We start from the raw sequence: 26,556 nt of genomic DNA, 5'->3' as shown, positions 1-26,556 counted from the left end.
TGAGTGTTGGCAAGTGGTTTTTTGTATATTTTTGGGCCGGATTTGACCAACATGAATTAACTGCCGTAAACTACATTTCAATTATGCCATATACACTAGTGTCTACCTTACTTACACGCACCGCTGTACTAATACCAGAATCAGGCTTATATACCTACCCTTACAAATGACTAAAGCACCAGCAAGTGCTTGTATATTATAGCACATCATCATATGATAGAGACATTCTGCTACCTCATTCTCATTATTTATTATCATTTTCTGAATAATATTTCAAGCAACGCTGTAATGTGGTATACTAAATTATATGTAAAAAAAAACCAGGAGAAGGTGACTAAATGCGCCATACTCAACCACCAAAAGATTCGGATCGTGACAAAGATACATTTGACCGAGCCTTTTTTGGCAACCCCTTTGTGATGTTTTTTATTATTTTAATTATTATTGTCGGGAGCTTGCTTTATAACTGGCTGTTTTAACAAGTACGTCGACTACTAATTATGCGTTAAAAAATAGAAGCCCACTTTTTATGTGAGCTTCTTCTTCAACTTGTCATCACTATAAATTACAACTGTTCACCATTGGTCTCAATCACTTGTTTATACCAATCAAATGATTTCTTCTTCTTTCGTTCTAACGTCCCTGACCCATCATCGTGCTTATCCACATAAATGAAGCCATATCGTTTCGAATATTCACCTGTCGATGCACTGACCAGGTCAATACAACCCCACGGCGTGTAACCAATGAGATCAACACCGTCTTTCACCGCTTCACCCATTTGTTTAATATGTTCACGTAAATAGTCAATCCGGTAATCGTCATTGATTGAGCCATCTGCTTTGACTTCATCATAGGCACCTAAACCATTCTCTACAACCATCAGTGGTTTACGGTAACGACCATATAATTCATTCAAGCTAACTCGTAAGCCTACCGGGTCAATCTCCCAGCCCCAGTCACTCGCTTTAAGGAATTGATTTTTCACGCCGCCAATAAGATTGCCTTGACCGAGTTCTTCTTTAGTCTTTTCTTTTTTATCTGTGCGTGACATATAGTAACTGAATGAAATAAAATCAACCGTCCCGTTCTTAATTGTCTCTAAATCGCCTTCTTTCATTTCAACTTTGATGTCATTTTCTTCAAAGTAACGATCGATAAAGTATGGATATTCACCTTGCACCTGGACATCCCCACAGAAGAAGTTAAAAAGGTCCGCTTCACGTCTCGTATGCATCACGTTGTCAGGATTAGAGTCATAGCTATAGACAGGCGCATAAATTAACATACAACCAATTTGTGATCCTGGAATAATTTCATGGCCTTTTTGGACCGCATGTGCACTAGCGACAAACTGGTGATGCAAGCCTTGGAAGCTCTCTTGTAACCTTGTTTCTTCACTTGATGGTGAAAAACCTAAACCTAACAGTGGCATATGTGTCGCCCCGTTAATTTCATTAAAGGTCAGCCAATACTTCACTTTATCTTTATAGCGGGTAAAGATTGTATCAACATAACGATCAAAGAATTCAACCAGCTTACGGTTCTTCCATCCGCCATACTCTTTAATTAAATGCAGTGGCGTCTCATAGTGTGCAATCGTGACGAGTGGTTCAATATCATATTTGGCTAACTCATCAAACACGCGGTCATAAAAGGCGAGCCCTTCCTCATTGGGTTCTAATTCATCACCATTCGGAAAAATCCGACTCCACGCAATGCTTAGGCGGAACACTTTAAAGCCCATCTCGGCAAATAGCGCAATATCTTCTTTATAACGGTGATAAAAATCAATACCTTCATGGTTTGGATAAGAATAATTATCTTCATCAATTTCAAAATCAAATCCAGGACTGGCGAGTAATTTTAATCGCGCTTTACCTCCTGGTAACACATCGGCAAGGTTTAACCCCTTCCCCCCCTCATTAAACCCACCTTCAAACTGATTTGCGGCAGTTGCCCCGCCCCATAAAAAACCTTCTTTAAATGGATAATTCATCTCAATTGTCCTCCCTCTATAAAATAAGTTATTCTTAAAATTCCGTTGATTTACTCCGTTTTTCTATCCAATATGATATTTAACCACAGATTAGTCAAACCTAATTATTCAATAAATATTAAATATTGGAATGTGAGGCTCCTTATTATTTGAACATACTTTTGATTTGACCTTTTTATATTATCTATATAATACTTGACCTTGCGTGAGTCGCTAAAATAGCAACTCACATTATTGACCTTAAGTTTTTCTCTGTATTTTTCTAATTCCTTCTTTTTACCCTTTACTAACTAATTCTAAAATTAAATCATCTGTTGTGAGTGTTGCTGGCGCTATGACTTCTACATCATAGCTTGAAGCATTCGTCACCACAACTGGTGTTGTTAGCGGATAACCCGCTTCTTTAATTTTTTCAATATCAAACGAAATTAACTTTTGTCCACGTTCAATACGATCGCCTTGTTTTACATGGGCGGTGAAATATTTACCTTCTAACCTCACGGTATCCATTCCAACATGAATTAAAATTTCTGCACCTTCATCTGACGTGATCCCAATCGCATGATGCGTTGGAAAAAGAGATGTAATACTACCTGAAACAGGAGCAACAACGATGTCTTCAGCCGGTTCAATCGCAATACCTAAACCAAGTGCACCTGAATTAAACGCTTGGTCATCAATATCTTCTAATTTTACAAACTGACCTTTAATCGGACTTGTTACCACGGTTGTTTCAACCGAACCTGCTTCAGGTGTCGTTACTTTTTTCCCGAGTTACCGCCTGTTACTGGTGATTCTTGTTCTTTTTTATTCACGTTACCGAATACCCACGTAAGCACAAATGCCAAAACAAAACCTAAAACAGCAGCAATAACAGCGGCATAGAATCCCATATCAAAACCTTCTGGTGAAATAAAGGTAGGGAATTGAAAAACACCCAGACCACCGAGAACATAACCTGTCGTTCTAAAGAAACCTAAGATTGCTCCACCAATGGCGGAAGTGATAAGTGTAATAATAAAGGGTCTCTTTAAAGGTAAGGCAATACCGTACATGCCAGGTTCTGTGACACCGAAGATCGATGAAATAAAGGCTGGTGCACTTAAAGTTTTTATTTTTTTATCTCTAGATTTTAGCCATACGGCTAGAATTGCGCCCGCAAGTGCCCAGGAGTGCGTGAACATTGTTGCTAGAATTGTATCATAACCTTGAATCGCAAAGTTGTTGATTGCAATCGGAACAAGTCCCCAGTGTAGACCAAACATAACAAAGACTAACCATAGACCACCGATGATAGCTCCAGCAAATAACGGACTAATGTCATACGACCAAGAAGTAAATGAACCTAGAAGTTGACTTGCCCACGTTGCGATTGGACCAATCACAATAAACGTTACAGGTACAATAATGAGTAATGTCATCATTGGTACTAAAAACATTCTTACGACGGATGGAATAACTTTTGTAAAGAATTTCTCTACCTTCGCAGCAAAGAAGGTTGAAACAATAATTGGAATAACTGACATCGAATACGTCATCAACATAATCGGAATACCTAAAAATTCAATATAAACAGGTGATTCAAACATCGTTCCACTAAACAGTGTATAGAGGGGTTCAGACGCTCCTGGAATACCTTCAAGCGCTGGATAGACAAGTGCCATCGCAATCGTCATGCCAAGAAACGGTGTCCCACCAAATTTCTTCATCGCTGTATAACCAAGTAAGATTGGTAAAAAGTAGAAGAGCCCATCACCTGTCGCATTTAAAATTTGATAAGTCCCACTTGTATTTTCTAATAAGCCAATTGCTACAAATAAAGCATTTATACCTTTGATCATACCTGATGCGGCTAACACACCGAGAATTGGTGTAAAGATGCCGGCGATTAAATCGATAAACCGGTCAAACAAATTACCATTTGGCTCATCAGTGGGTGCGTCATCCGTCGCACCTTCATCTTTAAAGCCACCCACACTAACAACGGCTTTGTAGACGTCAGACACATGATTACCAATAACGACTTGATACTGGCCCCCACTCTGCATAACGGTGACGACACCGTCCATATTTTTAAGTGATTCTGTATTGGCTTTCTTTTCATCTTTTAATTTAAAACGTAAACGCGTAATACAGTGGACCACACTTTTTACATTGCCTTTACCGCCGACACGTTCAATAATGTCGTTTGCTAATTGTTCATGTTTCATATTTAACACCCTTTCGTTTGTTTGAATTGATTTTGGGTAATAAAAAAACCTGAACCAATCATAGAGACACACACGTGTAGTGTCCGTAAGATTGATCCAGGTTATGCCCAAAAAGGTAACATTCCTAAATGTTTAATATTAAGTTTGTCGCGTTAACTAATTAACACTTTCAATTTAGCATGACCTTCTATATCTGTCAACAACTTTTTAAAGCGTTTTCAATAATCAACTGTTTTTAATTACTAAGAACTATTTAAAAAACTTATATTTACATTTAATTAATAATTACTGTTACTTTTGTTGATTTTCTTTATACTCTCGGTACGTTACCCGGTGAATATGGACAGTTAAATAGACGCGTTCATCTTGTGAGAGTGGCCAATCAAAATTTTTTTCTAAATACAGATTAATTCGCTCAGTACATTGATACGCTTGGCTATATTTCCGCATCACTTGTTCATGCATAAAGTCATCAACGGTATCTTCTGACACTTCTTTACGAATAAACCGGACTGAAAAATAGCGTAAATGCGTGACAAAGCGTTCATAGTTAATCGTTGTTTCGTCAAGTTCCATTTGGTAAAAGTATTTGACGATATTTAAAATATTATCAACCATTTCCGTCACTTGAACAGCCGCCTGCATATTTTCGCCTGTTAACTGACTATTGACTAAATGCAGCGCAATTGAACCTGCTTCATCTTCATTGAGACGAATACCGGTTCTATTTTCGATAATATCCAAACAACGTTTCGCAATTTGAAATTCACGCTTATAGTACTTTCTCACTTCATACAACAGATTGTTCTTTAGCTTAATCCCTTGTTTAAACCGAGCAATCGCAAAACTTAAGTGATCGGTTAAAGCTACGTACAAATATTCATTTAACTCATACGGTACATGCTTTTGCGCGTAAATCAAGATCTCAGAAGCTAAATCTAAATATTCTTCTGATGTGTACTTTAACAGCTGGTCAAGTTTCCCTGATGTTTCTTTATCTTTTAAGATAAACTGTTTCTCAATAGCTGATAGATCAATGGTTTGACCTGGTTTCTTTTGAAACGCAAGGCCTCTTCCCATCACAACCATTTCCTGACCATCCTCATTCAAAGTGGTGACGACATTGTTGTTCAACACTTTCAAAATCTCCACTTTCTCACCCCTGTTGGATTTTTTCTGCATTCCCATCGCGCTTGTATTGTATAAAACTTAAGGTCAATTATTTTCTATCATAGTTTAAAACGTCTGACAAGTAAATATTAAACTTAGCGTAACACATCGATTCATTTAAAAGATAGCGACGTCATTATGTCAATGTCGGTCAATAATTATTCTGTTGTATAACAAAAAACGCTCAACCTAGTAAGATTGAGCATTTTTTATAAGTAATGCATATTATACGGTTAATTCTATATGGTTTCCTTCTGGGTCTAGAACAACACTTTCATAGTAACCATCACCGGTCGTTCTTGGACCATCGACATGACAATAACCTTTTCGACACAACTCATCTGTCAATGTATCTACTGTTTCCTTTGACCCTACACTAATCGCGATATGCGCCCAACCTAACAGCGCATCTTCATGTTTTTCAACAATATCAGTTCGCGACATAAGTTCTAAGCGCCCGCCTGATTCAAACGTTAGAAAATAGGACTGAAACCCTTTCTCTTCGTTCGTGTAGAGTTTGCCAGCTGTTGCTCCGAAGTGTTTCGTATAAAAGAACACCATCTTCTCTAAATCTCTCACCCACAATGCTACGTGATCAATTCTCATTTTCCTCACTCCTCACCTTAAAGTGCTGTTATGCAGCTTTCCCCTTTGTTTCTTTAATACATTCGCTATATAGTTTACATTACCCGAAAAAAGGAGGTGGTAAAAGTATTAGGTAAGTATAAATCAAAAAATCGACTTATAATCTATACCGAATATTGAATTATAAGCAGAACAACTATACCTTGTATTACAACAGTTAAACCGTTTGTCGCTCGATAAGTATCACGTCAAATGATGCGTGCTCTCGCTCTGAGGACAATACTTGATCTAATAACTTTTCCCCCATCGCTTTAAGCGGGATACGAACAGTTGTGAGATTTACCGCTTTAGCAATCGGTTCATCATTCAGGCCAATGACGGCACATGTTTTTGGTACCGATACGTTAAACGCCTCCGCATGAATCACCAATCCCGCTGCCACTTGATCACTTGTAACAAGCAGGGCTGTTGGAGGACGATTTAGTGTTTTCAACTTTTCAAATACTGCCTTACTATCTTCTAAATATAACGCACCATCAAAACAGTAGTCTGGATTAAACGACAGCTGATGGCGTTCTAAAAAGGCGCGATACGCCTCATCTCGGACGTTTGAATGCGTACCATTCCGACGATAAATGGTATAGCCAATATCTCGGTGACCCTGTTTGTATAAATATTCTAACGCACGGGTAAATATCTCTTTATGGTCAACAAACACAGAGGAAAATTGTTCAGACTGGCGTTGTTCCAACAAAACAATTGGGCCATATTGAACGTAGTCTTCTAACACAGAAAGAGGCAAAACTCTTGAACAAATGATCACTCCATCTAATTGTTTTTGTCGCAACATGCGCAGCGCTTGTTGTTCTTTTTCTATTTCATAATTTGTTGGAAATAAGACGAGCGTTTGCCCTTTTTCTTTCGCTTGTTCGCTTATACCAATCAGAACTTGGGCAAAATAAGGGTGGTCAAGAAACGGTAAAACGACACCGATTAAGTTTGTCTTTCCCTTACTTAGGTGAACCGCATTAATGTTTTGTAAGTAGCCTGTTTCTTCAATTGCACGTTCAACTTTTATCCGTTTAGCTTCGCTGACATAAGGGTGTTGATTCAGTACCCGAGACACCGTAGTGACAGAGACACCTGCACGTTTAGCTAAGTCTTTTATATTTGTCATAATGGCCGCTTGTCACTTCTTATCACACTGAATTTTTACTATTGCTTATTTTAAAAATTAAAGGTCTTTCGCTATATTATACAAGATTTTCAAAAAAACGCTTGATATGAAACGGGTTTCATCATCTATACTAAAAGAGTAATAGAGCATATGCTGGCGTTAGGGACCTTCCCGCGTTACGGCATATGCTTTTGACATCTTATCTAAAGACTTGCGAATTAGTCATTTCTCAAGTCTTACTCAGGTCTTACTTCTATTGTTTGATGATCAAAGAATGGCCCTGACAACTCACTAAACATATACCATTTAAGTGATGTATCACCCGCTTTGTCCCACAGCCCATAACCAGGTAACGCTTTAATTTGTTGATGGTCATCTTTTAATGTCCCACTAAAAAAGCTCGTATTAAATTTACTGAAAACCGTGGCCATTTGTCTTGTTTCCTCAAGTGGCAAATCATAAAGTAGCACGCGCTCCATCGCTTTGTCATAGCTGATTTTCTCAAAAGTCACTTGACTATACGTGTGAAAATCAACCGCTTGACCACTGCCCTCGATAGCATAATCACCTGGAACAGTTAAAGCCTTGGCTTGATAGTGTAACGTTTGATCTTTTTCTAGCGTCACAGCACCATATAAATGTGGGTACACACTTAAAGCACCGGTCGCAATATCGTATAATCCATCCTCAACAGCTGTGTGTTGAACATGAATATGCCCACTAAAATGTGTCCGTACCCCAAAGGTTTTAAACATTTCTTTTATACGTTGTGGATGTTCGATTGTAAAGTTACGATTCATGTGCGGGTGATGTTCGAGTAAGTTATGATGAGAGACAACGAGTGGTTGAATGCCTTGCTCGTCCGCTCTTCTTAATATATCCTCAAGCCATAGTTCAGTCTCAATTCTAACCCGACCCGATGGCTCAGATGGCTTTTGCTCACTATTATTTTCATGCTTAACGGTATCAAGCATCACTAGCCAAGTATCCTCACGGATGGCCGCCACATAGCTGAGTGAAGCATCATCCACTGAGACAATATGAGCCGAATCTGATTGATAAATCTGACGAAAAGCGTCTGGTGTCGTTTTTTCTACCCGGTAGACAGCCTCTTTTGTAAAACGAGAGGCGTGATAATTATTTAGATCATGGTTTCCCGGCGTCACAAACACAGCAATACCAGCCGCTCGCAACTGATCAAGTTTTTCAGATAAGTGCTCATGACTCAGTTTTTCACCATTCAATGTTAAGTCACCGCTTAACACGACGGCATCTGGTTGTGACGTTAATGCTTGCGTTATAAAGGCATCAACAATGCGCTCTAAGTCATATAACATCTTGCCGTCACCAGTTTTAAATAAATCATCATACACTGGTCCTTGTTCAATTAATGCCTCTGTTAAGTAATGTAAATCTGTCGCTAGCATGAGATTGATCGGCTCTTCTGAGGTTACAATTGGCACAACATCATCATTGATGTTAACGGCGACATCAGGTTCTTTTATAAGCGATTGGAACCCTAGCACGGCCAAACTTAAGCTAGCGAGTATCAAAAATATAATTAATGGTCGTTTCATTATCATTATCCTCTTTTACTTTTCTGTCATAATTACTCTAAGCGTACCGAATTGCTTGTGTTTTGACAACTTAAACGCCTAACAAACAGCGATCACTTTATAAAGATATCTATAATCTTTCACTTAACGACAAGCATATTCATTAATAACCACGTAAAAGACGTCGCAAAGACATAGAACGCGACGCTCATTCATATTGCCTTGACGCGGTAATTGAAAAAATTGGCGTTGCTTCACCGATTATTGGAGCAACTAAATGAGTCCATTTGGGAGAAGCTGAGGTAACTGAGTGATTTAACTATCGGTTACTCACCAATGGGACTTTAGCTATTTTTACTGCCACAACAGAAGCAATAATCACTTTAATAACATCTCCTGGTAAATAGACAAAGCTTAAAACAAGTGCTTCAACAAGTGAAATCTCCATCATAAAGGCTTGAACTGGAATACCAAAAAGATATACCCCTATCACACCACCCATGATATTGGCCATAAAAAACTTTAAAAACGTCGGCGACTTCATTCGTTCCACAATCAAACCAACGAAGTAGCTACCAAACAAATAACCAATTAAGTAACCCGATGACGGAACGACAAACACACCTAAACCACCCCGTCCTCCAGCTAAGAGCGGGACACCAATCGCAACTAACAGTAGAAAAACGAGTTGACTCATCGCCGCATACTTACTTCCAAGGTGATAACCTAAAATACTACCAGACAACATCACACCAAGCGTCTGCATCGTTAGTGGTACAGGTGAAAAGGCAAGGGGGATCGATGGTAATAACCCAAGCACACCCATTACCGCAACAAAAATCGATGTATACATCAGTTTTTTTAATTTCATTGTTAACCCCCAAAAAAATAAGTTAACGATAGTATAGCGAATGTTGATTTATTTGTAAACATAAAAATAACACCAGCTACTAATAGAGGGGTAATAGAGCTGGTGTTATCTTATGTTTTAATTGTTTTTAAGATCTGATAGGCGTGCATCGATGACTTTCTTGTTAGTATGAAAGCCGATAAATGTCTTTGTCACTTTACTATTACCAAACAAACCTTTTTTGTAAAAGACAAAGGCCGGGACAATTTTGGAACCCGTGATTGTTACTAATTCCGCCTCAACTTGTTGATGATCTTCAACATTTTTCTGTTTATAAGCTATATTTAGATCATTGAGGTAAGCTTTTGCTTGTTGACAATCCCCGCAGAGCGGACGAGTGTAAAGCACAAGTTCACTTCCTCTACGCATCATGACACTGCCTTTACTCGAGTTGGTTTAAATCGTTTCAGCCTTAATGCATTGACTAACACCGAAACAGAGCTAAAACTCATTGCAGCTCCTGCGAGCATTGGATTAAGCAAGGGGCCACCAAAGATGTGTAAGAGTCCCATGGCAATCGGAATACCAATCACATTATAGGCAAACGCCCAGAACAGGTTTTGTTTAATATTTCTAATCGTCGCATGACTTAGCTCAAGTGCCGTCGGCACGTCCATTAAGTCACTACGCATTAAGACAATATCCGCTGATTCCATCGCGACATCCGTACCAGAACCAATCGCCAGACCAATATCAGACTGGGCCAGCGCAGGTGCATCATTAATTCCATCACCAACCATACCGACTTTCTTACCTTCACCTTGCAGTTGTTTCACTTCATTGGCTTTGTCCTCCGGTAAGACTTCACTTAGCACCCGGTCAATGCCAACACTTTTAGCAATGGCTTCGGCGGTTCGGGAATTATCTCCGGTAATCATCACGACTTCGATCCCCATCTGATGAAGTTTGTCTATTGCTTCTGTACTGTGTTGTTTTACCGTATCTGCCACCGCAATAATACCAGCTATTTCACCATCAATCGCAATAAACATCGGTGTCTTTCCTTCACCTGCTAGGCGATCTGACGTTTGATCAATTTCAGTTAAAACGATGCCACGCTCAGTCATCAGCTTTTTATTTCCAGCGAGCAATAGCTGATTATCAATTGATACCTTAATCCCACGACCAGGTATCGCTTCGAATTGATCAACGGGTAGAGTCGTTAACCGCTGTTCTTCTGCCGCACGCACAATCGCTTCGCCTAATGGATGCTCAGACCCTTTCTCACTTGAAGCTGCCAGCTGTAAAAGCTCTTTCACTGTTATCTCGTTAACTGTTAGGATATCCGTGACAACAGGTTTACCTTCTGTGATTGTCCCTGTTTTATCAAACACAATCGTATCGAGTTTATGGGTCGTTTCAAGGGCGACGCCACTCTTAATAAGCACACCATTTTCTGCCCCCTTACCCGTACCGACCATAATTGCCGTTGGTGTAGCAAGGCCAAGCGCACATGGGCAAGCGATGACTAAGACTGAAATTGCAATCGTTAAACTAAACAGTCCACTCTCACCAGCGATAAACCAACTGAGACCTGAGAGGATACTAATTACAATTACAATCGGCACAAAATAACCGGAAATAATGTCCGCCATTTTGGCTATCGGCGCTTTTGATCCTTGAGCATCTTCTACAAGTTTAATAATTTGTGATAAGGCCGTATCTTCACCGACTTTTGTTGCCTTGTATTGTATCGTACCGTTTTTGTTTATACTTGCACCAATCACAGCGTCACCGGCTATTTTTTCAACCGGTATACTTTCACCTGTCAACATCGCTTCATCAATTGATGTTTTTCCTGAGGTCACGACACCATCCACCGGTAATTTTTCACCTGGCTTAACGATGATTGCGTCCCCAACTTGAACGGTTTCAATCGGTACCTCCATCTCCGCGCCATCTCGTATCACTCTCGCTGTTTTCGGTTGCAGTCCCATCAGTTTCTCAATCGCTTCCGATGTTCTTCCTTTAGAACGTGCTTCAAAATATTTACCTAACGTAATTAGCGTTAAAATGACTGCCGCTGATTCATAATAAAGATCCATTGCATACTGACTCTTACCTAAAGTGACCATGACTGTCGCACCTAAACTATAGATAAAAGCAGCACTTGTCCCAAGTGCAACTAAAGAGTCCATATTCGGGTGGCGTTTTATGAGTGCTCTAAATCCCACTTTAAAAAACGGCCAACCAACTACCATCACAGGTACCGTTAAGATCAGTTGGAGAAATGAAAAGGTCACTGGATTCATGATTGGGTCAATAATCGATGGTAATGGTAAGCCCATCATATGCCCCATCGAGACGTATAAGAGTGGGACGGTAAAAATAGCTGAATAAAAAAACCGTTGCCACATCCGAGTGATTCCAGCTTGTTTCTTAGCTTTTGTCTCTTCTCGCTCTAATGTATCTGAAGCTAATTTCGCCTCATAACCCGATACTTGGACCGTTTCGATAATAGCTGAAGTTGTCACTACCCCTTCATCAAACAAGACATTGAGTTTCTCGGTCGCAAGGTTAACTTCAGCTTTTTTAACACCCTCGAGTTGGCTCACCGCTTTTTCAACCGTCTGCGAACAAGATGCACACGTCATCCCGCTTATAATAAACGTCGTCTCATCACGCGGGACTTTAAGTGCATAGCCAGCATTCTTTACGACCGTCTGCAAGTCCTCTAGCGTCAGTTCTTGCTCATTGTATTGAACCGTGAGTTTTTCTGACGCTAAGTTAACTGATGCTGCACTGACACCGTTTAGCTCACTGACGACTTTTTCGACCGTTTGCGAACAAGATGCGCACGTCAAACCTTCCACTGATAATGTTTGTTCCATCCTTCTCACCCCTATGTTAAGTGTTAAACGAAAAAGAGACATTCTTCACCTACACATAAATAATAGATGATACCCCTATACGTTTACAGTTGTAATCTTTATCAATACCTCAAGTTTACATCTGTAATCGATAAGTGTCAAGTGAATGTCTCAATCCTATCCAAACTTCTTTTCACTTAAACCGCTGAAGGTACTGAACGTGCTTAATCGCAAGTATCCCTTGCCAGTATTTTTTAGCGATTAAAAATTCTGATTGATCTCTTCCCCACTCCCAGGTGATGTCCCAAACCCCGTCTTCTTTCACACTCTCGTTTAAATAGTCGCAATGGGCCTGGATAAGATTCTGATATTTTGGATAAAGTACATCCTGTTTACTTTCGATCACATCCATTGGTAGCCCTTGATAGGTTTGACCAAACGTCGACGGATCTTTACTGAAGGCTGATTCTTTCAATTCCATTACTTTCTCATGAAGCTGTTGTTCTTTAGGTAGCTGCCCTTTTAATAACACAAGCAGCTGTTGGTAATTGTTTAACTCGTGAAAATCCATTGTTTCAACAGTCAATATGTGCTCAATTGCACCTGTGAGGATTTGATCAACAATTATTTTACTGCGCTCATCAACGGACCATAGCTTTAAATAAGCTGCCAATTCAACCGTTGGATTATAGCCCCAATTTGCTTGAACACCAGCTATATAATGCCAATGTCTCGCATGAGGATAGTCATTCATTTCGGTTACTACTGTTTGATACACACCTGTTTTTTCATCGAATGAATGGATTAAATATTGAACAATCGCTTCTACAATCGGGTCTTCTTTTGGTAGGTTTAATTCATAAATAATCCGGCACGCCGCCCACGTTTGAATTGCCGAAGAATGTGGCATCGTATAATCAGGCTCTAAACCATGACCAAAGCCACCATCTTCATTTTGGTAAGCGATTAAACAGTCTCGGACCACTTCTTTTCCTCCAGCTTCAAAGAGATACCTCCAACGCGCATACTCTAATGGTCTCGCATGATGTTTCATCCACTGACTAATTTTTAACACATCCATTTGACCCTCTCCTTTATGTTGTGATTCACCACATGTATTTCTTAACTTCTTACCCGTTTAAAAACAAACAAAACAACGCGCTACTTATTGTCATACCGTTCTGTTTTAAAACAAAGTAAATTATGTCCAAAAGTTTATAAACCTTGTTGTTAGTTGATATTTTTCATTAAAAAGATGACTCACAATGATCGCTAAAAAGAACGACGCCAGTTGTGGCTCTTTTCCAAAAATGCACCCACATAATCCTCCTTCTCCAAACCAATTGCGTACATTGACTTTTACTATATTATACTATCCCACAAAAACTAATTCACACTTACCTATAAAAAGAACCGCCTAACATTAATGATTGTTAGACGGCTCACACCCGGTAGATTGTTTATACTTAACCCTACGGGTAAGTAACAACGTGTGTAGTTATTTTTGTTTTTTTAACGCCTCAACTTGGGCCAATACACTAGTTGTTAGCGCATCACTCGCTGTTAAGTTGCTGACGGTTTCAAGCGTTTTCTCATATCCTTCTGCTTCAACCATGGTTTGAAGTTTCACTGCTTCGTCATCTTCTTTAAAGTCATACAGTAACGCAGCAGCAATTGCTTTCGCTAAATGCGTTGGCTCTTCATTAACTAGCTCATAGTACAAGCGAGCTGGACGAACAAGTCGGTCATTTTCACCTAATTTACGAAGTGGGCCACGTGCTACTCGTGTTACTTCATCTGACAGATAAGGATTTAAGAAACGTCCTAAGATCTTATCGATGTAGTTGGCATGCTCTGCTTCAGTAAAATCAAACTTAGACGTAATGACTTGTCCTGATTCCTTTAAAGCGCCTTTAACTAAGGCGAGTACATCTTTATCTTCTAATGTATCTTTAATCGTTTCATAGCCGTAGTGATAACCAAAATAGGCTGTGACCGCATGTCCTGTATTTACAGTGAACAGCTTTCTTTCAATAAAGGGATCGAGTGATGGAACAAGCGTCATCCCTTTAATATCAGGTAAGTCTCCGATCATCATTGATTGATCAACGACCCATTCAGAATAAGGCTCAACAGAAACAGTTAAGATATCTTCATGGGATTGGTTGGGAACAATCCGGTCAACTGCTGCATTAGGAAAACCAACCCGTGTTGGTAATTGATTAGCGACTTCTGGTGTCACTTTTTTCATCACTTCATCCTTTAACAGCGTACTTCCCCCAATCATATTCTCACAAGCAATGACATTAACAGGCGCATTAGCTGTTTCTAATCGCTTCGTTAAACCTTTTGCGAGTAAGTCAGCAATGATTGGTAGAATAGACGCTCCTACCGCTGTTGTAATAATATCTGCCTCTACGATAGCATCGATCACTGCTTCTGGGTCCTTCATACTGTTAATCCCTGACATGTTTGTCACGTTGATTTCTTCCCCAGATTCATCAGCTAATAACACATTGTATTGTTGTTTGTCATTAATCGCATCAATTACTTGATCATTCACATCAACAAAACTGACATGATAATCCGCTTGTGAGAGCAATAAGCCAATAAACCCACGACCGATGTTACCAGCACCAAAATGAACAGCTTTCATTTAATTCACCTCTCCAAAAATATCGATGATTTCTTGTTTACTCTTCGCATGAATAATTCTTTCGATGTTTTCTTCTTCAGAACAGACAATCGCAATCTTTGATAAAATTTCTAAGTGTTCATTTCCTTTAGCTGCAATACCAATTAAAATATTGACATCATTTCCATCAAACGAAACACTGTCCTTTGTGATAACAATCGATAAACCGGTATCTTCAACCGATTCTTTCGCATCTTCAGTTCCGTGAGGAATCGCGACTTTGTTGCCGATGTAAGTTGTTGAGACTTGGTCACGTTCAACCATTTTGTCAATATAAGCTGGTTCAATATAGCCGTTATCTAATAAGACTTTCCCTGCATAACGAATCGCCTCTTCTTTTGTGCTTAAGCTCACACCAATTTCAATGTTGTCTGTGGTTAAAATTTCTTTTGCCATGTGAATCACTCCATTTTCTAATTTTTATTGTATTTATGATAGTTTATCATTGATAAACATATTTAGTTCTTGCGATAAATAGTGTTTTAACCCTTGCTCATCTAATGTTTCAAATACGTGACGGCTCGTTTGGTCGCGAATAATCAATGTACTTAAGAAGCTTAAGACTTCTAAGACATGATCACTAATTTCTAGTGGCGAAAGCATCATCACGATTCTAGTAACCGTCATCTCTTCTTGATTCATTGACGTAAGTGTTAAGGGATGAGACAAATCATACAGTTGAAACAACGGTTTTTGAATACTTGATAGTCGCGTGTGATAAAGCGCTAAAGACGTACCAGGTATTCCAATTCCACCTTGTTTCTCCCTTTTTATTAATGCGTCGGTAAGCCCTTTTTCATCATGAATCAGCTGCCTTTCTTTTAACCGGCGGCTAATCTCATCCAAAATAGCTTTTTTACTCGTTAATTGTTGAATCTGATCAATACAGAAAGTGCCCAAAATATTTAATATAGCATTTGAATATTGCTGCATTTTCTCTAAGCGATCGAAGCTAAAAACTTCCGCTTGTTTTGATTCAATATAATTCCGCTTCAATAAATCTTGTCTCAACTGTTTGCCTTTAATTAAAACATTAATTTTTTCAATGTCTTCTTCGGTTAAAATCGTTGAAATCAAGGTGTACTCATCGACATAATCTTTCAGTGGGATCGTTGATAAAATTAAATCGTAACCCGATAATGCTTTTGATTCTAATTCAAACAATGATGCTTGATCAATTTGACGGATGCCATTAATTTTATTCTTAAGTTGTGACGACACCATTTTAGATGTTCCAAGACCACTCGAACAAATCACCAAAACACTTAAGTTTTGTGGTGACACACGCTCAATTGTTGCCGATGCAAAATGAAGTACCAAGTAAGCAATCTCTTCATCTGGAAAATCTACCTCAAATATTTCTGTACAACTCACTTTAATCGCTTCAAAAATCTCTGGATAGTCGCGTTTTATATCACCTTTTAGCGGATTTCCGATATACATCCCTTTTTGGATCCGGTATAACGTTGGTTTTAAGTGCGTTAAGAGATCTTTCAATAACCTGTCTTCACTAACAAAGGTTGCTTGAATTTTTTCTCCTACTGCGACAATCAACTGTTTTGTTAAATACAACACATTAACCGCCGACTCTTCAATAATAATTCCTTTATCCGACCGAAGTTTTGCACCTAATAAGTGCATCGTTATATAACCGATTTCATCTTTTGGTATCTCAAGTTCAAACGCTTCACTTAAACTTCGAATGATTTTTTTAGCGACCACATATTCTTTTGATGTTTCAAGTTCCTCCAAGTAGTGATGATCAAAATAAATTTGTTCACCCTTTTGAAGGCGCTCAACCGCTAGAGCTAAGTGGACGACTAAGCCGATATACGAGCTGTCGGCGAATTCATAAGGTAAATCACTTTTAATATAATTAATACTCTTTTCAATGGTCATCAATTTGGATTGGTCGACCAATCCTAACAGGCGCTCAGAGACAGTATCAATAGTGGAAGATTGCGTCTTCATCTTACTCTTTATGTGAGACAGAAAGTCAAGTTCATCCACATACTTAAAAATAAGATAACTCAAGGTCGCTCGTTTATCTGATTCTTCTCCGATGATCTCAACCCCGTAGCCTCGTTTTCTAACCAGCTTAAGGTTATGTTCTGTTAACACAACTTCAACTTTATCCAAATCATTGCTGACGGTTGCAACAGTCACATTCAATTCGTTCGCTAGAACGATTAATTTTGTTGATCCATTTGTCTCGAGTAACGTCGTTAAGATAATCGCCTGCCGCTCTTCTGGTGTATAATCTGTAAAAGCGACTTGAGTAAGGGCGAGATCTAACTTGGCTTTTGCTTCTTTTGAACCCGTGATATGGATGCCAGTGCCCGATTTTTTATCAAGCTTTAAATCATAACCTGTTAAAATATCTTCGACTATTTTTAAATCTCGATGAATCGTGCGTGTACTCACGTCTAATGTTTGTGCCAGTGATTCAATCGTTAAGCCATCTGGATAAGCTAATAACACTTCTAGTATCCTTCGTTCTCTACCTGATATATACACCATGTACCTCCTTACCTCAAGTCATTGGTTTTTTCCTTACTTTTATGATAAGACAGAAATAAAGCGATTACAATGAATTGAAGTTTCAATTTTGTCGCGCAACAAAGTGACAAGATTTAATAAGTTTTGTCACATTAACCTCATCATAAAAGAATAGAAGGTAAGTTAACCAACATTTTTATGACAAAGTTTAATTAACTCTCCTGATTGATACATATCTCATAATATAATATTCCCGACTGACAGCAAAAGAAACCTTACCTGTTGTCACCAACAGATAAGGTTTGAGGATTTTCTCTATTTAGATAGCTGATCGATTAATTCTTGATATTTAGGACTGTTTAAGAAGTTTTCAACCGATACATGAATGGCATCTGGTCGTTTATTCTTGGCACGATCCGTTAAATCTTTATGTGTAATAATTAAATCAGCATCTTCTGGTAATTGGTTGATGGCTGTATTCGTTACGTCAATATCGACATTTGCTTTTTTGAACTTATCTCTTAACAGAGAAGCTCCCATTGCGCTTGATCCCATCCCAGCATCACACGCAAAGACAATTTTTTCTACATTGCTTTTGTTAATTTCTTTTGAAGCTGATGAAGAAAATGATTCAGACACACTGCTTTTTTTACCTTTCATTGCTTGCATCTGTTCCGCTGCACCTGAAAGATCACCGTCATCATCACTCTTATCACGCTTCAAGATAACTGACGCAACTAGGAACGACACTGCTGTTGCGACAAGTACACCGGCAAGAACGCCAATGTAGTTACCACGTGGTGTCATTGTAAGTAAGGCAATGATACTACCTGGTGATGGAGAAGCAACTAGACCTGCATCAAGTAATGAGAAGGTGAACACACCACTCATACCACCAGCGATGGCTGCAATAATTAAGCTTGGCTTCATTAGCACATACGGGAAGTAAATTTCATGGATACCACCAACAAAGTGAATCAACATTGCACCGTATGAAGAAGATTTAGATGCGCCTTTACCAAATACCGCAAAAGCTAATAGAATCCCTAACCCTGGTCCAGGGTTTGTTTCAATTAAGAAGAGAATCGATTTACCAGCTTCAAGCGCTGCTTCAGTACCAAGTGGTGTAAACACCCCGTGGTTAATAACATTATTTAAGAAAAGAATCTTCGCTGGTTCAACAAGTAAGCTTGCAAGTGGTAACAACCCAGCATCAACAATTGCTTCTACACCTGAGCCTAGCGCTTCATTTAGAGCACTAACGATTGGTCCCATACCAACGACACCAACACCTGCTAGAATCGCTGCTAAAATACCTGCTGAGAAGTTGTTGTATAACATTTCAAACCCTGAACGAATCTTTGGTAAGAACGGTTTATCAAATTCTTTTAATAAGAAGGCGGCGAGTGGACCCATAATCATCGCACCTAAGAACATTGGCGTGCCACCTGCACCGACAACCACACCCATTGTTGCGATGGCACCAACGACACCACCACGGGCATCATATACCATTTTACCACCGGTATAACCAATAAGTAATGGTAATAGATACGTGATCATTGGACCAACAAGTTCAGCCATTGTTTCATTTGGCCACCAACCATCTGGAATGAAGAAGGCGGTAATTAACCCCCATGCGATAAATGCGGCGATGTTCGGCATAATCATGCCGCTCAAATAACTACCGAACTGTTGAATCTTTGCTCTTGCTCCCTTTTTAGCCATAATAAAATTCCCCTTTCAAATTTATAAAAAGTATTAGTAAGTACACCTTAATAATAAAGCGTTTACATAGGGATATACAAGACATTATAAATGCATATTTGTCACTCTAGTTGATGACAAGATTAAAATACTCGATATAACAGCTGTGAATAAGGCCTTACAACACTTAAAACATACGGGTTTTAACGCTGACACATTTTAAACTTGTTCTTTGACTTATATCATTTTGTCACAAAAACTAATTTAATTATGACTATTTTTCACTAATATCATGAAGGAATCATCATTTTCGAAAGGCAATCGCATATTAAAGGTTCTATTGCATCTACTTTTTTAAACGCTTATACTTCATCCGAATCAACACTATGTTTAACCAAATGCTGACGGGTGTGAGCACTAACACCACTGGTACAGACGTATCTGTATAGCCGAAAGTATGCACTTCCCTATTAATTATCGGTAAAATACCTAAATATAAACCTATGGTGACAATATAAACAAGCACAACAGACAGAAACGTTAGCTCTGAACCTTTCTTTTTGTACACAGATCCAACCACCAATGCCAAGACAAATGATAAAAATAGAACAACAAAGGCCATTATCTACCGTCCTTTCAATAAAAATATTGCTACAACGACGGTTTAATTATCAACTTCAAAGATGCGATCCGTCATTTTCCATGCATCATCCATCCATGAAAATTCAACTGTTAAAATATATGGACCTCGCAACTCAGTTTCATTTTGTTGACTCACTTGATAGGTGTCTTCGTCTACTCGATTAATTAACATAGGTGAGTCACTTAGAAGTTTAGCTGGTCCATCTTTCGGCACAACATAAAGTAAACCCTCTTCCTCTCGGTAATAGTCATCTACAAGTTGTGTGACTAATTCTCGACTCGCGATTGCTAATGTCGCTTCAATTAATGCTTTTTTACTTTGATACGCTTTAATCTCATTCGTCTTACCTACTGTTTCTGGTGTATAGAGTTGATCGAAAAAAGCCGCTTCAATTTCTAAAGCACGTGTTTCGGTCAATGGTTCTTTATTCTCTTCTAGTAATTGATCTCCTTTTTCAGTTGGCGTGTCACCTGTATTTTTTTCATGTTCATCTACTACTTGTTCTTGACTGCTGACACAACCCGTCAGAACAACTGTTGCCATCAAAATTGTGATAATCATTGAGCGTTTAACCAAAAACACGCAATCCCTCCTATTCGTTCACTATACATTAATTTTTCCCGGATATCATTGTCTTAAAACAGATAGATCCGTTTTAGTTTTAACTGTATATTATACCTTTTAACTAAACTGATCGATTGCTCTAGTTGTAGCATCACATCTATACTAAAAGAGTCTGAGACAAAACTAGAAAATATGAAGTGAAAACTGGATGTGATTTTTCTACTAAGAAGATCACATCCGGTTTTATTTTTAGTATTTTCATTTTCAAATAAAGTTGTCGATATACCGGCAGCGAACTTCCATAAGTTAACTGCCATTAATGCAAATCCTAATTCATTCTCTACGTGTTCTTTTCCGCGAAGAAAAAACCTTGTGAAACCCAAAATCCCCTCCTGTTAAAATTATGCTTTTTATGATACCATAAATGTGAGAAAATTTTAAAAATAATGAAAAGAAGGGATGGAAATATGAAAAATTTTCTTGATAAAAGTACTAATATTGGAATTGCTACAATAAACTTAATCATGTTTTCACTGATGACTTTTACTTTTTCAAAATATGAATTTATGAATCAATATTTAAAATATTTTATTTATTTATCTTTAGCTATTACTATTATTCTATTTTTTATATCAATAATAAAAAAGCTAAAATATAAATGATGATTAAAAAAGAGCCCCATAAAATTTAAAATGGACCCTAAAGAATGGACACTAAAAAAAGTCCCCTCTTTAGGGTCTGTTTTGATATACTCAAATCAAATAACAGCCATTGGGCTTGAAGTGGCTTCTTAGCGAATCCGTATAAACGCATGGCGAAAGCAAACAAAGAGCATTCTACTGTTGAAAACAAACTAAATCGTCAATTCAATCAAGGTGTCAGTAAGAAAGTTTTATTGACAGACATCACGTATTTACCTGGAGCCAATGGATTCATGGGCTATTTGTCAACGATAAAAGATGGTGCAACAAGGTAAATTCTCGCTTACTATGTTTCAGATAATTTGAAAATAGATATTTCACTAAATACAATTGATCAGCTCATGCATACCCATGGTCGGAAGCCTTTGTCCATTCAGATAAAGGCGTTCATTACACGAGCCTAAAATTTCATAAGAAATTAGTCGCTAATAACCTAGGGCAATCTATGTCAAGAAGAGATAACTGTTGGAACAATGCACCTCAGGAATCATTTTTGGCCAATTAAAAGATGATATGAACTATCATCACTGTAAAAATATTCATGAATGACGTGCTGTCGTTGATGATTATATTGATTATTATAATCATGAGCGAGATCAATGGAACCTAAAAAAATTGCCCCCTGTTAGTTACAGAGAGCAATATTTATTGAATGTTTCATAAGAGTCTTTTTTAAAATGTCCTTGACAAAGGGTCCACATTATAATATCTGAAGAGGTTATTTTAATCAAACTTTATTATAAATGATCAAACTTTGTTCTAAACGATCAAACTTTATTATAAAACTACACCATTTTGTAGCTTTGAAATAAAGTTTGATTAAAGTTGCTTCTAAAAATTGCATTCTTCTTTAAACAAAAAGAAACTATTTTCAAAAAAGTTTGATCAAAATGGCTGTTTAATCATTAGAATTAAGTTTCTTTTTTATAAAAAAGTTTGATCATTACTGACGGCTGATTACACATACTATTATAATAAAATGTTATCACTTTTGAGATGTTAGTGATTGTGACATAAGTAAAAAAGCACTTACATACTTTTGTGGATAACCTAAACATCCAATATTACTACATTTGCATTTTATAATTTTAGAGTGATAGAGAGTTCTTGAGCGTAGAAAAAATCAACTCCCTTATCCTTACAACCTATGCTTGATGGTCTCAAACAATTGATTTGCCTTCCCTTCAAGATATCTGTTATTTCCACCTAGCTCTACTGTATTTAAAGCAAGCAAAAAACAAGATAATATTCTTGCAATAAAGTTTTCGATTAAGGGATTATTCTGCCTTTTTCACACAAAACAAGCATTCAAAAATATTCCATTTACTCATCTTTAACTGCTTGTCAAAAACTTGTCGCGAAAGCATAGATCGGCAGGCGTTAATATTATTCTAAGCTGTCTTTTATTGGCACTTTCTATACGTACCTTTTCTCTTTTAGTTAGCGAAATTTCATGTGATGTCGTTGTAACTATTTTCACTCTATACGATTAGGCAATCTTCATAACGCTCCATCACGCAGTCCCCAGAGATTTTATATGAGATGAAAGCAGTCATAGACTTTTGTAATGGAAGGTATCTATCCAGAACTTCTATAAATCGTGTATAGCAATCGTGTGTCACTTTTGAATATCACTTTGTTGTTCAAACCAAGCTTACTACGTTTATTTTTCTCTGTTCGGTAGTACATCAATAGATTTATAAGTCAAGCCGTCACAAATAAAAACGCTGTAACGATATCCTTATTTCCATGCGAAGTCATCGTTACCTGCGAAAGGGACTAATAGAACGTTTAATGCTTGACTTAGAGATAATTCGTATTAAAGCATCAGTACTAGTTGACATACCGGGTTTATTGCTGAGTCAGGTGCCCTCTAAACAATTGTTAGAGAAAGCCATGGCACCTAACTACGGAAGAATCAAGCCATAACGTTCGATCTATACTTTTGATAAACAAAGAGCGTTGATACAAAAACTTTTCCTACTTCTTAAATAAATGATAATCACTTTTTTGTATTAAGAAATCATCGGTTACTCTCGTGCAATGACATAAATAACATCATACTCTTCCATGATCGATTCAATATGAATACAAGAGTCTAGTTTCGCAATAGAATGAAGCATAACTGATTATCACTATTGTTACACTATACCTTGTTTCATATCAAAAGTGCGTAAGAGACAGCTATATTCTAGCTGCTACATATCTTCTCATAAACAATAGATTCATCTAAATAGGTTTGCAATTCCCTTAATTTTATGTTTAGATCTTCATGTATGTCCAGACTAATAATTAAAAATGAAGCAACATCCGTACTTCCATTTTTCTCAGAGATAACTTCATTTATTCTTATCAGAGGACTAAAACTTACTACCCAATTGAACGGTATCTCTTTTTCATCAGGGATACTCACAACTTTACCTAATTTTTTTGGTAATAGTATTGAGTACACTTTCTTTTCAGGCATTTGTCTACTATTTATGGGAAAACCATTTCTTATACCTAATTGTGTTTGAATATTTAAACCTTCTAGATCAATATCATATGATAGTTTAATTAATTGCGGTATTCTAGCTCCAGCTAACCTACTTGCCGTTTCGCAGAATATAATTTTATCGTTTAATGTATGAAAAACTTCTGTATGAAAACAATAAGCTTTAGCTTCATGAGGTATTTCTTTTAATAATCTTTTTTGATATTCCACAAGTCTCAAAGACATTGGGTCACCTGGAAGCAGTTGTTCAACAATTATTAAAGATGTTTTATTTTGATTCTCCATGGGCTTATCATGATATTTATGCGCAACTATAAGTGCAGGATTTCCATTAATAACAACCCCATCAATTGAATACATATTTTTACATTCGATATATTCTTCAACTAACATTGGGTACTCAATATCAAGAGCTACTAATTCTTTTTCTTCATTTATTTTAACTACTCCTATAGAATCAGCTTCTGAAATTGGCTTTAAAATAATCGGATAATTATACTTTCGAATAAAGTTTATAATCTCATCAGTATTATGAACTAATTTAAAGCTAGGAACTAAGAAACCCGAATCTGCTACTTTTCTTTTCATCCAAAATTTATTTCTATATAATGTAGCGCTTAACATTTTTTGCCCTCTAATACCATAATACTCCCTTAATAGGGCTGCACGTTGAGTGTCTTTTTCACTAATTGAGATAATATGTGTTATCTTCTCTTCACTATTAACCTCTGAAATTACTTCACTCAATTCATTATCATTGAAATAATTCTTTAAGGTAATTACAGAGTTATAACCATTTTTCGAATCAAAATACTCCTTGTATTTTTCTGGAATTATTAAAGTAAACGTGTCAACGAAATCGCTTAACCATTCTGCATAATCAACCAAAACTGGTGGATAATGATTTAGTATTACGACATTCATTTAATATCCCCTTCCATGATAGAATTAAAATATGTTTTATTGTCTAATTGATGGTTCAGATAACAATTCTGTGATATTTACTTTATTTGAAGGATCAAGACTCAAAGCTTTGTTTCTAATTGAGCTTCTCTGCTTAACATACTTTCTTGCTTGGATGATAAAATCTTCATTCATATTTGAATGCTTTAATATCCAATCAGGTTTTATTCCCATGGTTTGACTTAGATAAGGTATATCAATATCTCCATTTTTTTGAAAATTTTCATTTACTTTCTCTATTGTGGTTGATATTTTATAAGAATAATAATTAATTTTATTGAAGATTTCCTCAAAAGATTTACAATTCTCCTCAAGTTTATAACCCTGAATTGCAAGAGAATTTAATAATAATTTATAAATAATTTGTTGCTGGTCAAAATCAATTCGTCTACCGTTAAGCTCTGCTCCAATTTCTCTGATTAGCTTCTTAAGAAAATGTCCATGATAGTTACTACTTAATTCTGTTAGTCCATCTTTAAATAAAAAAGATATTGATCTCAATAGCAAAGTTATTCTCATAATTGAGGTATCTTTTAGATTAATAATTTTCGATAAATATTCATAAATATGACATATAGCATCAATTTCAACAACTTTATCTAAATTATTAATTATTAACGACAATCTCTCTTGAAATATTGCAACATCAGCTGTCCAATAACCATTGTAATTTATAAAAGATATAGATCCTAGAGGCACACATCCATTCTTATATTTATAATATGGATATGTGTAATAACCTTTGGGTCTATGCTTACCTATGTTAAACTCCTCAAGATTATTCCAAACAAAAATATTGTCTTCTAATATACCTTCCTCAAGATAGGCATTTAAAATATCTTTCTGATTTGCAACCCTAAAAAACAGTTGATCCTTTGACATTCCTAAGCGTGTTAAATAATCCAATAAATGTTTAATAGTAAAAGAGGGTGAACTACTTGCTATATTAAAAATACTTAAGGATATTTCAGTTGGATTAGCTAGAGGTGTTGTCCCAACAACATCTAACTTATTACTAAAGAAAACTTGCTGTTTAGTTACATAATTTCGGGATTCTCTTTCTTCTTTCAAGTTATCAAATAAATGGATATTAGCAGCGATTGCTGACATGTTAAAATATGTTTCTTCATTCATTCTTATTAACCTTTTCTCAACTAACGGAGAGTATTCTAACTGTAAAAAGTGACTAATAAAACTATTTGTTATTTTACTAGAGCTTTTATAACTCATAAAAGACCATTCTTTTTTTTAATTAGAGTGACATATCCATCTTCAATAATATTAGACCCATCTATACCAAGTTCCAATATCAATTCTGCAATTTTCTCCTTACCCTCATAATAATCGTTTTCATCTAATAATTCAATTTCAATAAAATCACCTAGATTTTTAATTGTATCTAAATTTAAAGTAAACGCCCCTTTTTTAAAGGTACTTCTATTCTTGTCAATAGTTAATATAGATGAGAGTGAATCTCTCATTAGGGTTTGAATAAAATCTAAATTTTTTTTATCAACATTTATCTCGAGTTCTTCCCAAATACCAGGTTCAATTGTTGTTTTTTTTACTGCACTAAAGCCTTTTACTGAATCATTTCTAAGTCTGTAAATAAATGAACCTCTTACATCTCCTTCTACTTCAAGACCTTTAATTTTGAAATATTCATCTATTTGACGTTTCTCAAACAGTAAAGCAAAGCCTAAATTCTCTACCTTTTTCAATAATTCATTAACTTCCTTCACCTTAAATCTAAGCTCTATTTCCTTCATTAATCATCTTTTGGTATGTCAACACAAAACTGTACAATTTTTTTAAGGAGTGCAACTCGGACTATCGCTTCTTAGTATTTTAAATGCTTACATTAACACTGCAA

At 36.9% G+C, this 26,556-nt stretch carries 20 protein-coding genes and 3 pseudogenes; 3 read left to right on the top strand and 20 right to left on the bottom strand.

Annotation, left to right across the window (positions count from 1 at the left end):
• Positions 1-338 precede the first annotated feature (338 nt).
• Positions 339-479 carry a hypothetical protein gene (locus BM098_RS13485; RefSeq protein ID WP_159430170.1) on the top strand — a complete coding sequence of 47 codons (141 nt, stop codon included), beginning with the start codon at positions 339-341 and terminating at the stop codon, positions 477-479.
• Between the two features lie 86 nt (positions 480-565).
• On the opposite strand, the gene BM098_RS10460 is transcribed toward BM098_RS13485, so the two are convergent.
• The 17 genes and pseudogenes from BM098_RS10460 to BM098_RS13780 form a co-directional block, all read right to left on the bottom strand.
• Entirely contained in the window at positions 566-1,999 is a 1,434-nt protein-coding gene (locus BM098_RS10460; protein WP_089833108.1) for a glycoside hydrolase family 1 protein, read from the bottom strand.
• Positions 2,000-2,275: 276 nt separating this feature from the next.
• A pseudogene (locus tag BM098_RS10450) lies at positions 2,276-4,209 on the bottom strand (beta-glucoside-specific PTS transporter subunit IIABC).
• A 291-nt stretch (positions 4,210-4,500) separates the two neighbouring features.
• Positions 4,501-5,361, bottom strand: a complete 861-nt coding sequence (licT, locus tag BM098_RS10445; protein WP_089833102.1) for a BglG family transcription antiterminator LicT — start codon at positions 5,359-5,361, stop codon at positions 4,501-4,503.
• A gap of 243 nt (positions 5,362-5,604) precedes the next feature.
• Complete coding sequence (locus BM098_RS10440; RefSeq protein ID WP_089833100.1) at positions 5,605-5,985, bottom strand: VOC family protein; 381 nt, start codon at positions 5,983-5,985, stop codon at positions 5,605-5,607.
• A 196-nt stretch (positions 5,986-6,181) separates the two neighbouring features.
• Positions 6,182-7,141 (bottom strand): LacI family DNA-binding transcriptional regulator, encoded by a 960-nt coding sequence (locus BM098_RS10435; protein ID WP_089833097.1) that lies wholly within the window; start codon positions 7,139-7,141, stop codon positions 6,182-6,184.
• Positions 7,142-7,377: 236 nt separating this feature from the next.
• Positions 7,378-8,718 (bottom strand): metallophosphoesterase, encoded by a 1,341-nt coding sequence (locus tag BM098_RS10430; protein WP_159430169.1) that lies wholly within the window; start codon positions 8,716-8,718, stop codon positions 7,378-7,380.
• 298 nt (positions 8,719-9,016) lie between these two features.
• The gene (locus BM098_RS10425; RefSeq protein WP_089833092.1) at positions 9,017-9,568 is read right to left on the bottom strand and encodes a biotin transporter BioY; all 552 of its coding nucleotides are present in this window, start codon (positions 9,566-9,568) and stop codon (positions 9,017-9,019) included.
• A gap of 117 nt (positions 9,569-9,685) precedes the next feature.
• Positions 9,686-9,976 (bottom strand): glutaredoxin family protein, encoded by a 291-nt coding sequence (locus BM098_RS10420; RefSeq protein WP_089833112.1) that lies wholly within the window; start codon positions 9,974-9,976, stop codon positions 9,686-9,688.
• Positions 9,976-12,438, bottom strand: a complete 2,463-nt coding sequence (locus BM098_RS10415; RefSeq protein ID WP_089833090.1) for a heavy metal translocating P-type ATPase — start codon at positions 12,436-12,438, stop codon at positions 9,976-9,978. The genes BM098_RS10420 and BM098_RS10415 overlap by 1 nt, the downstream gene beginning before the upstream one ends.
• Positions 12,439-12,610: 172 nt before the next feature.
• Complete coding sequence (locus tag BM098_RS10410; RefSeq protein ID WP_089833088.1) at positions 12,611-13,498, bottom strand: hypothetical protein; 888 nt, start codon at positions 13,496-13,498, stop codon at positions 12,611-12,613.
• Positions 13,499-13,915: 417 nt separating this feature from the next.
• Positions 13,916-15,073: a mannitol-1-phosphate 5-dehydrogenase gene (locus BM098_RS10405; RefSeq protein WP_089833086.1), complete on the bottom strand. Its 1,158-nt coding sequence runs from the start codon at positions 15,071-15,073 to the stop codon at positions 13,916-13,918.
• Positions 15,074-15,508 (bottom strand): PTS mannitol transporter subunit IIA, encoded by a 435-nt coding sequence (locus tag BM098_RS10400; RefSeq protein WP_089833084.1) that lies wholly within the window; start codon positions 15,506-15,508, stop codon positions 15,074-15,076.
• 33 nt (positions 15,509-15,541) lie between these two features.
• The gene (locus BM098_RS10395; RefSeq protein WP_159430168.1) at positions 15,542-17,629 is read right to left on the bottom strand and encodes a BglG family transcription antiterminator; all 2,088 of its coding nucleotides are present in this window, start codon (positions 17,627-17,629) and stop codon (positions 15,542-15,544) included.
• Positions 17,630-17,926: 297 nt separating this feature from the next.
• Positions 17,927-19,339: a PTS mannitol transporter subunit IIBC gene (locus BM098_RS10390; RefSeq protein ID WP_089833080.1), complete on the bottom strand. Its 1,413-nt coding sequence runs from the start codon at positions 19,337-19,339 to the stop codon at positions 17,927-17,929.
• 325 nt (positions 19,340-19,664) lie between these two features.
• Complete coding sequence (locus tag BM098_RS10385; RefSeq protein WP_089833078.1) at positions 19,665-19,940, bottom strand: hypothetical protein; 276 nt, start codon at positions 19,938-19,940, stop codon at positions 19,665-19,667.
• A 42-nt stretch (positions 19,941-19,982) separates the two neighbouring features.
• A complete protein-coding gene (locus tag BM098_RS10380; RefSeq protein WP_234987484.1) occupies positions 19,983-20,522 on the bottom strand; it encodes a hypothetical protein in 540 nt (179 codons plus the stop codon).
• A gap of 74 nt (positions 20,523-20,596) precedes the next feature.
• Positions 20,597-20,908 (bottom strand): annotated as a pseudogene (locus tag BM098_RS13780) (hypothetical protein); the annotation flags it as partial.
• Between the two features lie 428 nt (positions 20,909-21,336).
• Between BM098_RS13780 and BM098_RS13480 the strand changes: the two are divergent.
• Complete coding sequence (locus tag BM098_RS13480; RefSeq protein WP_159430167.1) at positions 21,337-21,501, top strand: hypothetical protein; 165 nt, start codon at positions 21,337-21,339, stop codon at positions 21,499-21,501.
• Between the two features lie 289 nt (positions 21,502-21,790).
• Positions 21,791-21,889 (top strand): annotated as a pseudogene (locus BM098_RS13925) (IS3 family transposase); the annotation flags it as partial.
• A 1,528-nt stretch (positions 21,890-23,417) separates the two neighbouring features.
• On the opposite strand, the gene BM098_RS10360 reads toward BM098_RS13925, so the two are convergent.
• The 3 genes from BM098_RS10360 to BM098_RS10350 form a co-directional block, all read right to left on the bottom strand.
• The gene (locus BM098_RS10360; protein WP_089833070.1) at positions 23,418-24,644 is read right to left on the bottom strand and encodes an ATP-grasp domain-containing protein; all 1,227 of its coding nucleotides are present in this window, start codon (positions 24,642-24,644) and stop codon (positions 23,418-23,420) included.
• Positions 24,645-24,680: 36 nt separating this feature from the next.
• The gene (locus BM098_RS10355; protein ID WP_143423405.1) at positions 24,681-25,817 is read right to left on the bottom strand and encodes a hypothetical protein; all 1,137 of its coding nucleotides are present in this window, start codon (positions 25,815-25,817) and stop codon (positions 24,681-24,683) included.
• A 92-nt stretch (positions 25,818-25,909) separates the two neighbouring features.
• Positions 25,910-26,452: a CYTH domain-containing protein gene (locus BM098_RS10350; RefSeq protein ID WP_089833066.1), complete on the bottom strand. Its 543-nt coding sequence runs from the start codon at positions 26,450-26,452 to the stop codon at positions 25,910-25,912.
• Positions 26,453-26,556 lie beyond the last annotated feature (104 nt).

Origin of the sequence: Halolactibacillus halophilus, assembly GCF_900115605.1 — a bacterium.
Classification (GTDB): Bacteria; Bacillota; Bacilli; order Bacillales; family Amphibacillaceae; genus Halolactibacillus; species Halolactibacillus halophilus.
Note: the sequence above shows the minus strand (reverse complement) of the source record. Positions and strands in the feature narration are given on the sequence as shown.

Bases quoted from the DNA above. Each gene is read 5' to 3' on its own strand.
- BM098_RS13485 (WP_159430170.1), top strand. From the start codon at position 339: ATGCGCCATACTCAACCACCAAAAGATTCGGATCGTGACAAAGATACA.
- BM098_RS10460 (WP_089833108.1), bottom strand. From the start codon at position 1,999: ATGAATTATCCATTTAAAGAAGGTTTTTTATGGGGCGGGGCAACTGCC.
- BM098_RS10440 (WP_089833100.1), bottom strand. From the start codon at position 5,985: ATGAGAATTGATCACGTAGCATTGTGGGTGAGAGATTTAGAGAAGATG.
- BM098_RS10435 (WP_089833097.1), bottom strand. From the start codon at position 7,141: ATGACAAATATAAAAGACTTAGCTAAACGTGCAGGTGTCTCTGTCACT.
- BM098_RS10430 (WP_159430169.1), bottom strand. From the start codon at position 8,718: ATGAAACGACCATTAATTATATTTTTGATACTCGCTAGCTTAAGTTTG.
- BM098_RS10425 (WP_089833092.1), bottom strand. From the start codon at position 9,568: ATGAAATTAAAAAAACTGATGTATACATCGATTTTTGTTGCGGTAATG.
- BM098_RS10420 (WP_089833112.1), bottom strand. From the start codon at position 9,976: ATGCGTAGAGGAAGTGAACTTGTGCTTTACACTCGTCCGCTCTGCGGG.
- BM098_RS10415 (WP_089833090.1), bottom strand. From the start codon at position 12,438: ATGGAACAAACATTATCAGTGGAAGGTTTGACGTGCGCATCTTGTTCG.
- BM098_RS10410 (WP_089833088.1), bottom strand. From the start codon at position 13,498: ATGGATGTGTTAAAAATTAGTCAGTGGATGAAACATCATGCGAGACCA.
- BM098_RS10405 (WP_089833086.1), bottom strand. From the start codon at position 15,073: ATGAAAGCTGTTCATTTTGGTGCTGGTAACATCGGTCGTGGGTTTATT.
- BM098_RS10400 (WP_089833084.1), bottom strand. From the start codon at position 15,508: ATGGCAAAAGAAATTTTAACCACAGACAACATTGAAATTGGTGTGAGC.
- BM098_RS10390 (WP_089833080.1), bottom strand. From the start codon at position 19,339: ATGGCTAAAAAGGGAGCAAGAGCAAAGATTCAACAGTTCGGTAGTTAT.
- BM098_RS10385 (WP_089833078.1), bottom strand. From the start codon at position 19,940: ATGGCCTTTGTTGTTCTATTTTTATCATTTGTCTTGGCATTGGTGGTT.
- BM098_RS10380 (WP_234987484.1), bottom strand. From the start codon at position 20,522: ATGATTATCACAATTTTGATGGCAACAGTTGTTCTGACGGGTTGTGTC.
- BM098_RS13480 (WP_159430167.1), top strand. From the start codon at position 21,337: ATGGCGAAAGCAAACAAAGAGCATTCTACTGTTGAAAACAAACTAAAT.
- BM098_RS10360 (WP_089833070.1), bottom strand. From the start codon at position 24,644: ATGAATGTCGTAATACTAAATCATTATCCACCAGTTTTGGTTGATTAT.
- BM098_RS10355 (WP_143423405.1), bottom strand. From the start codon at position 25,817: ATGAATGAAGAAACATATTTTAACATGTCAGCAATCGCTGCTAATATC.
- BM098_RS10350 (WP_089833066.1), bottom strand. From the start codon at position 26,452: ATGAAGGAAATAGAGCTTAGATTTAAGGTGAAGGAAGTTAATGAATTA.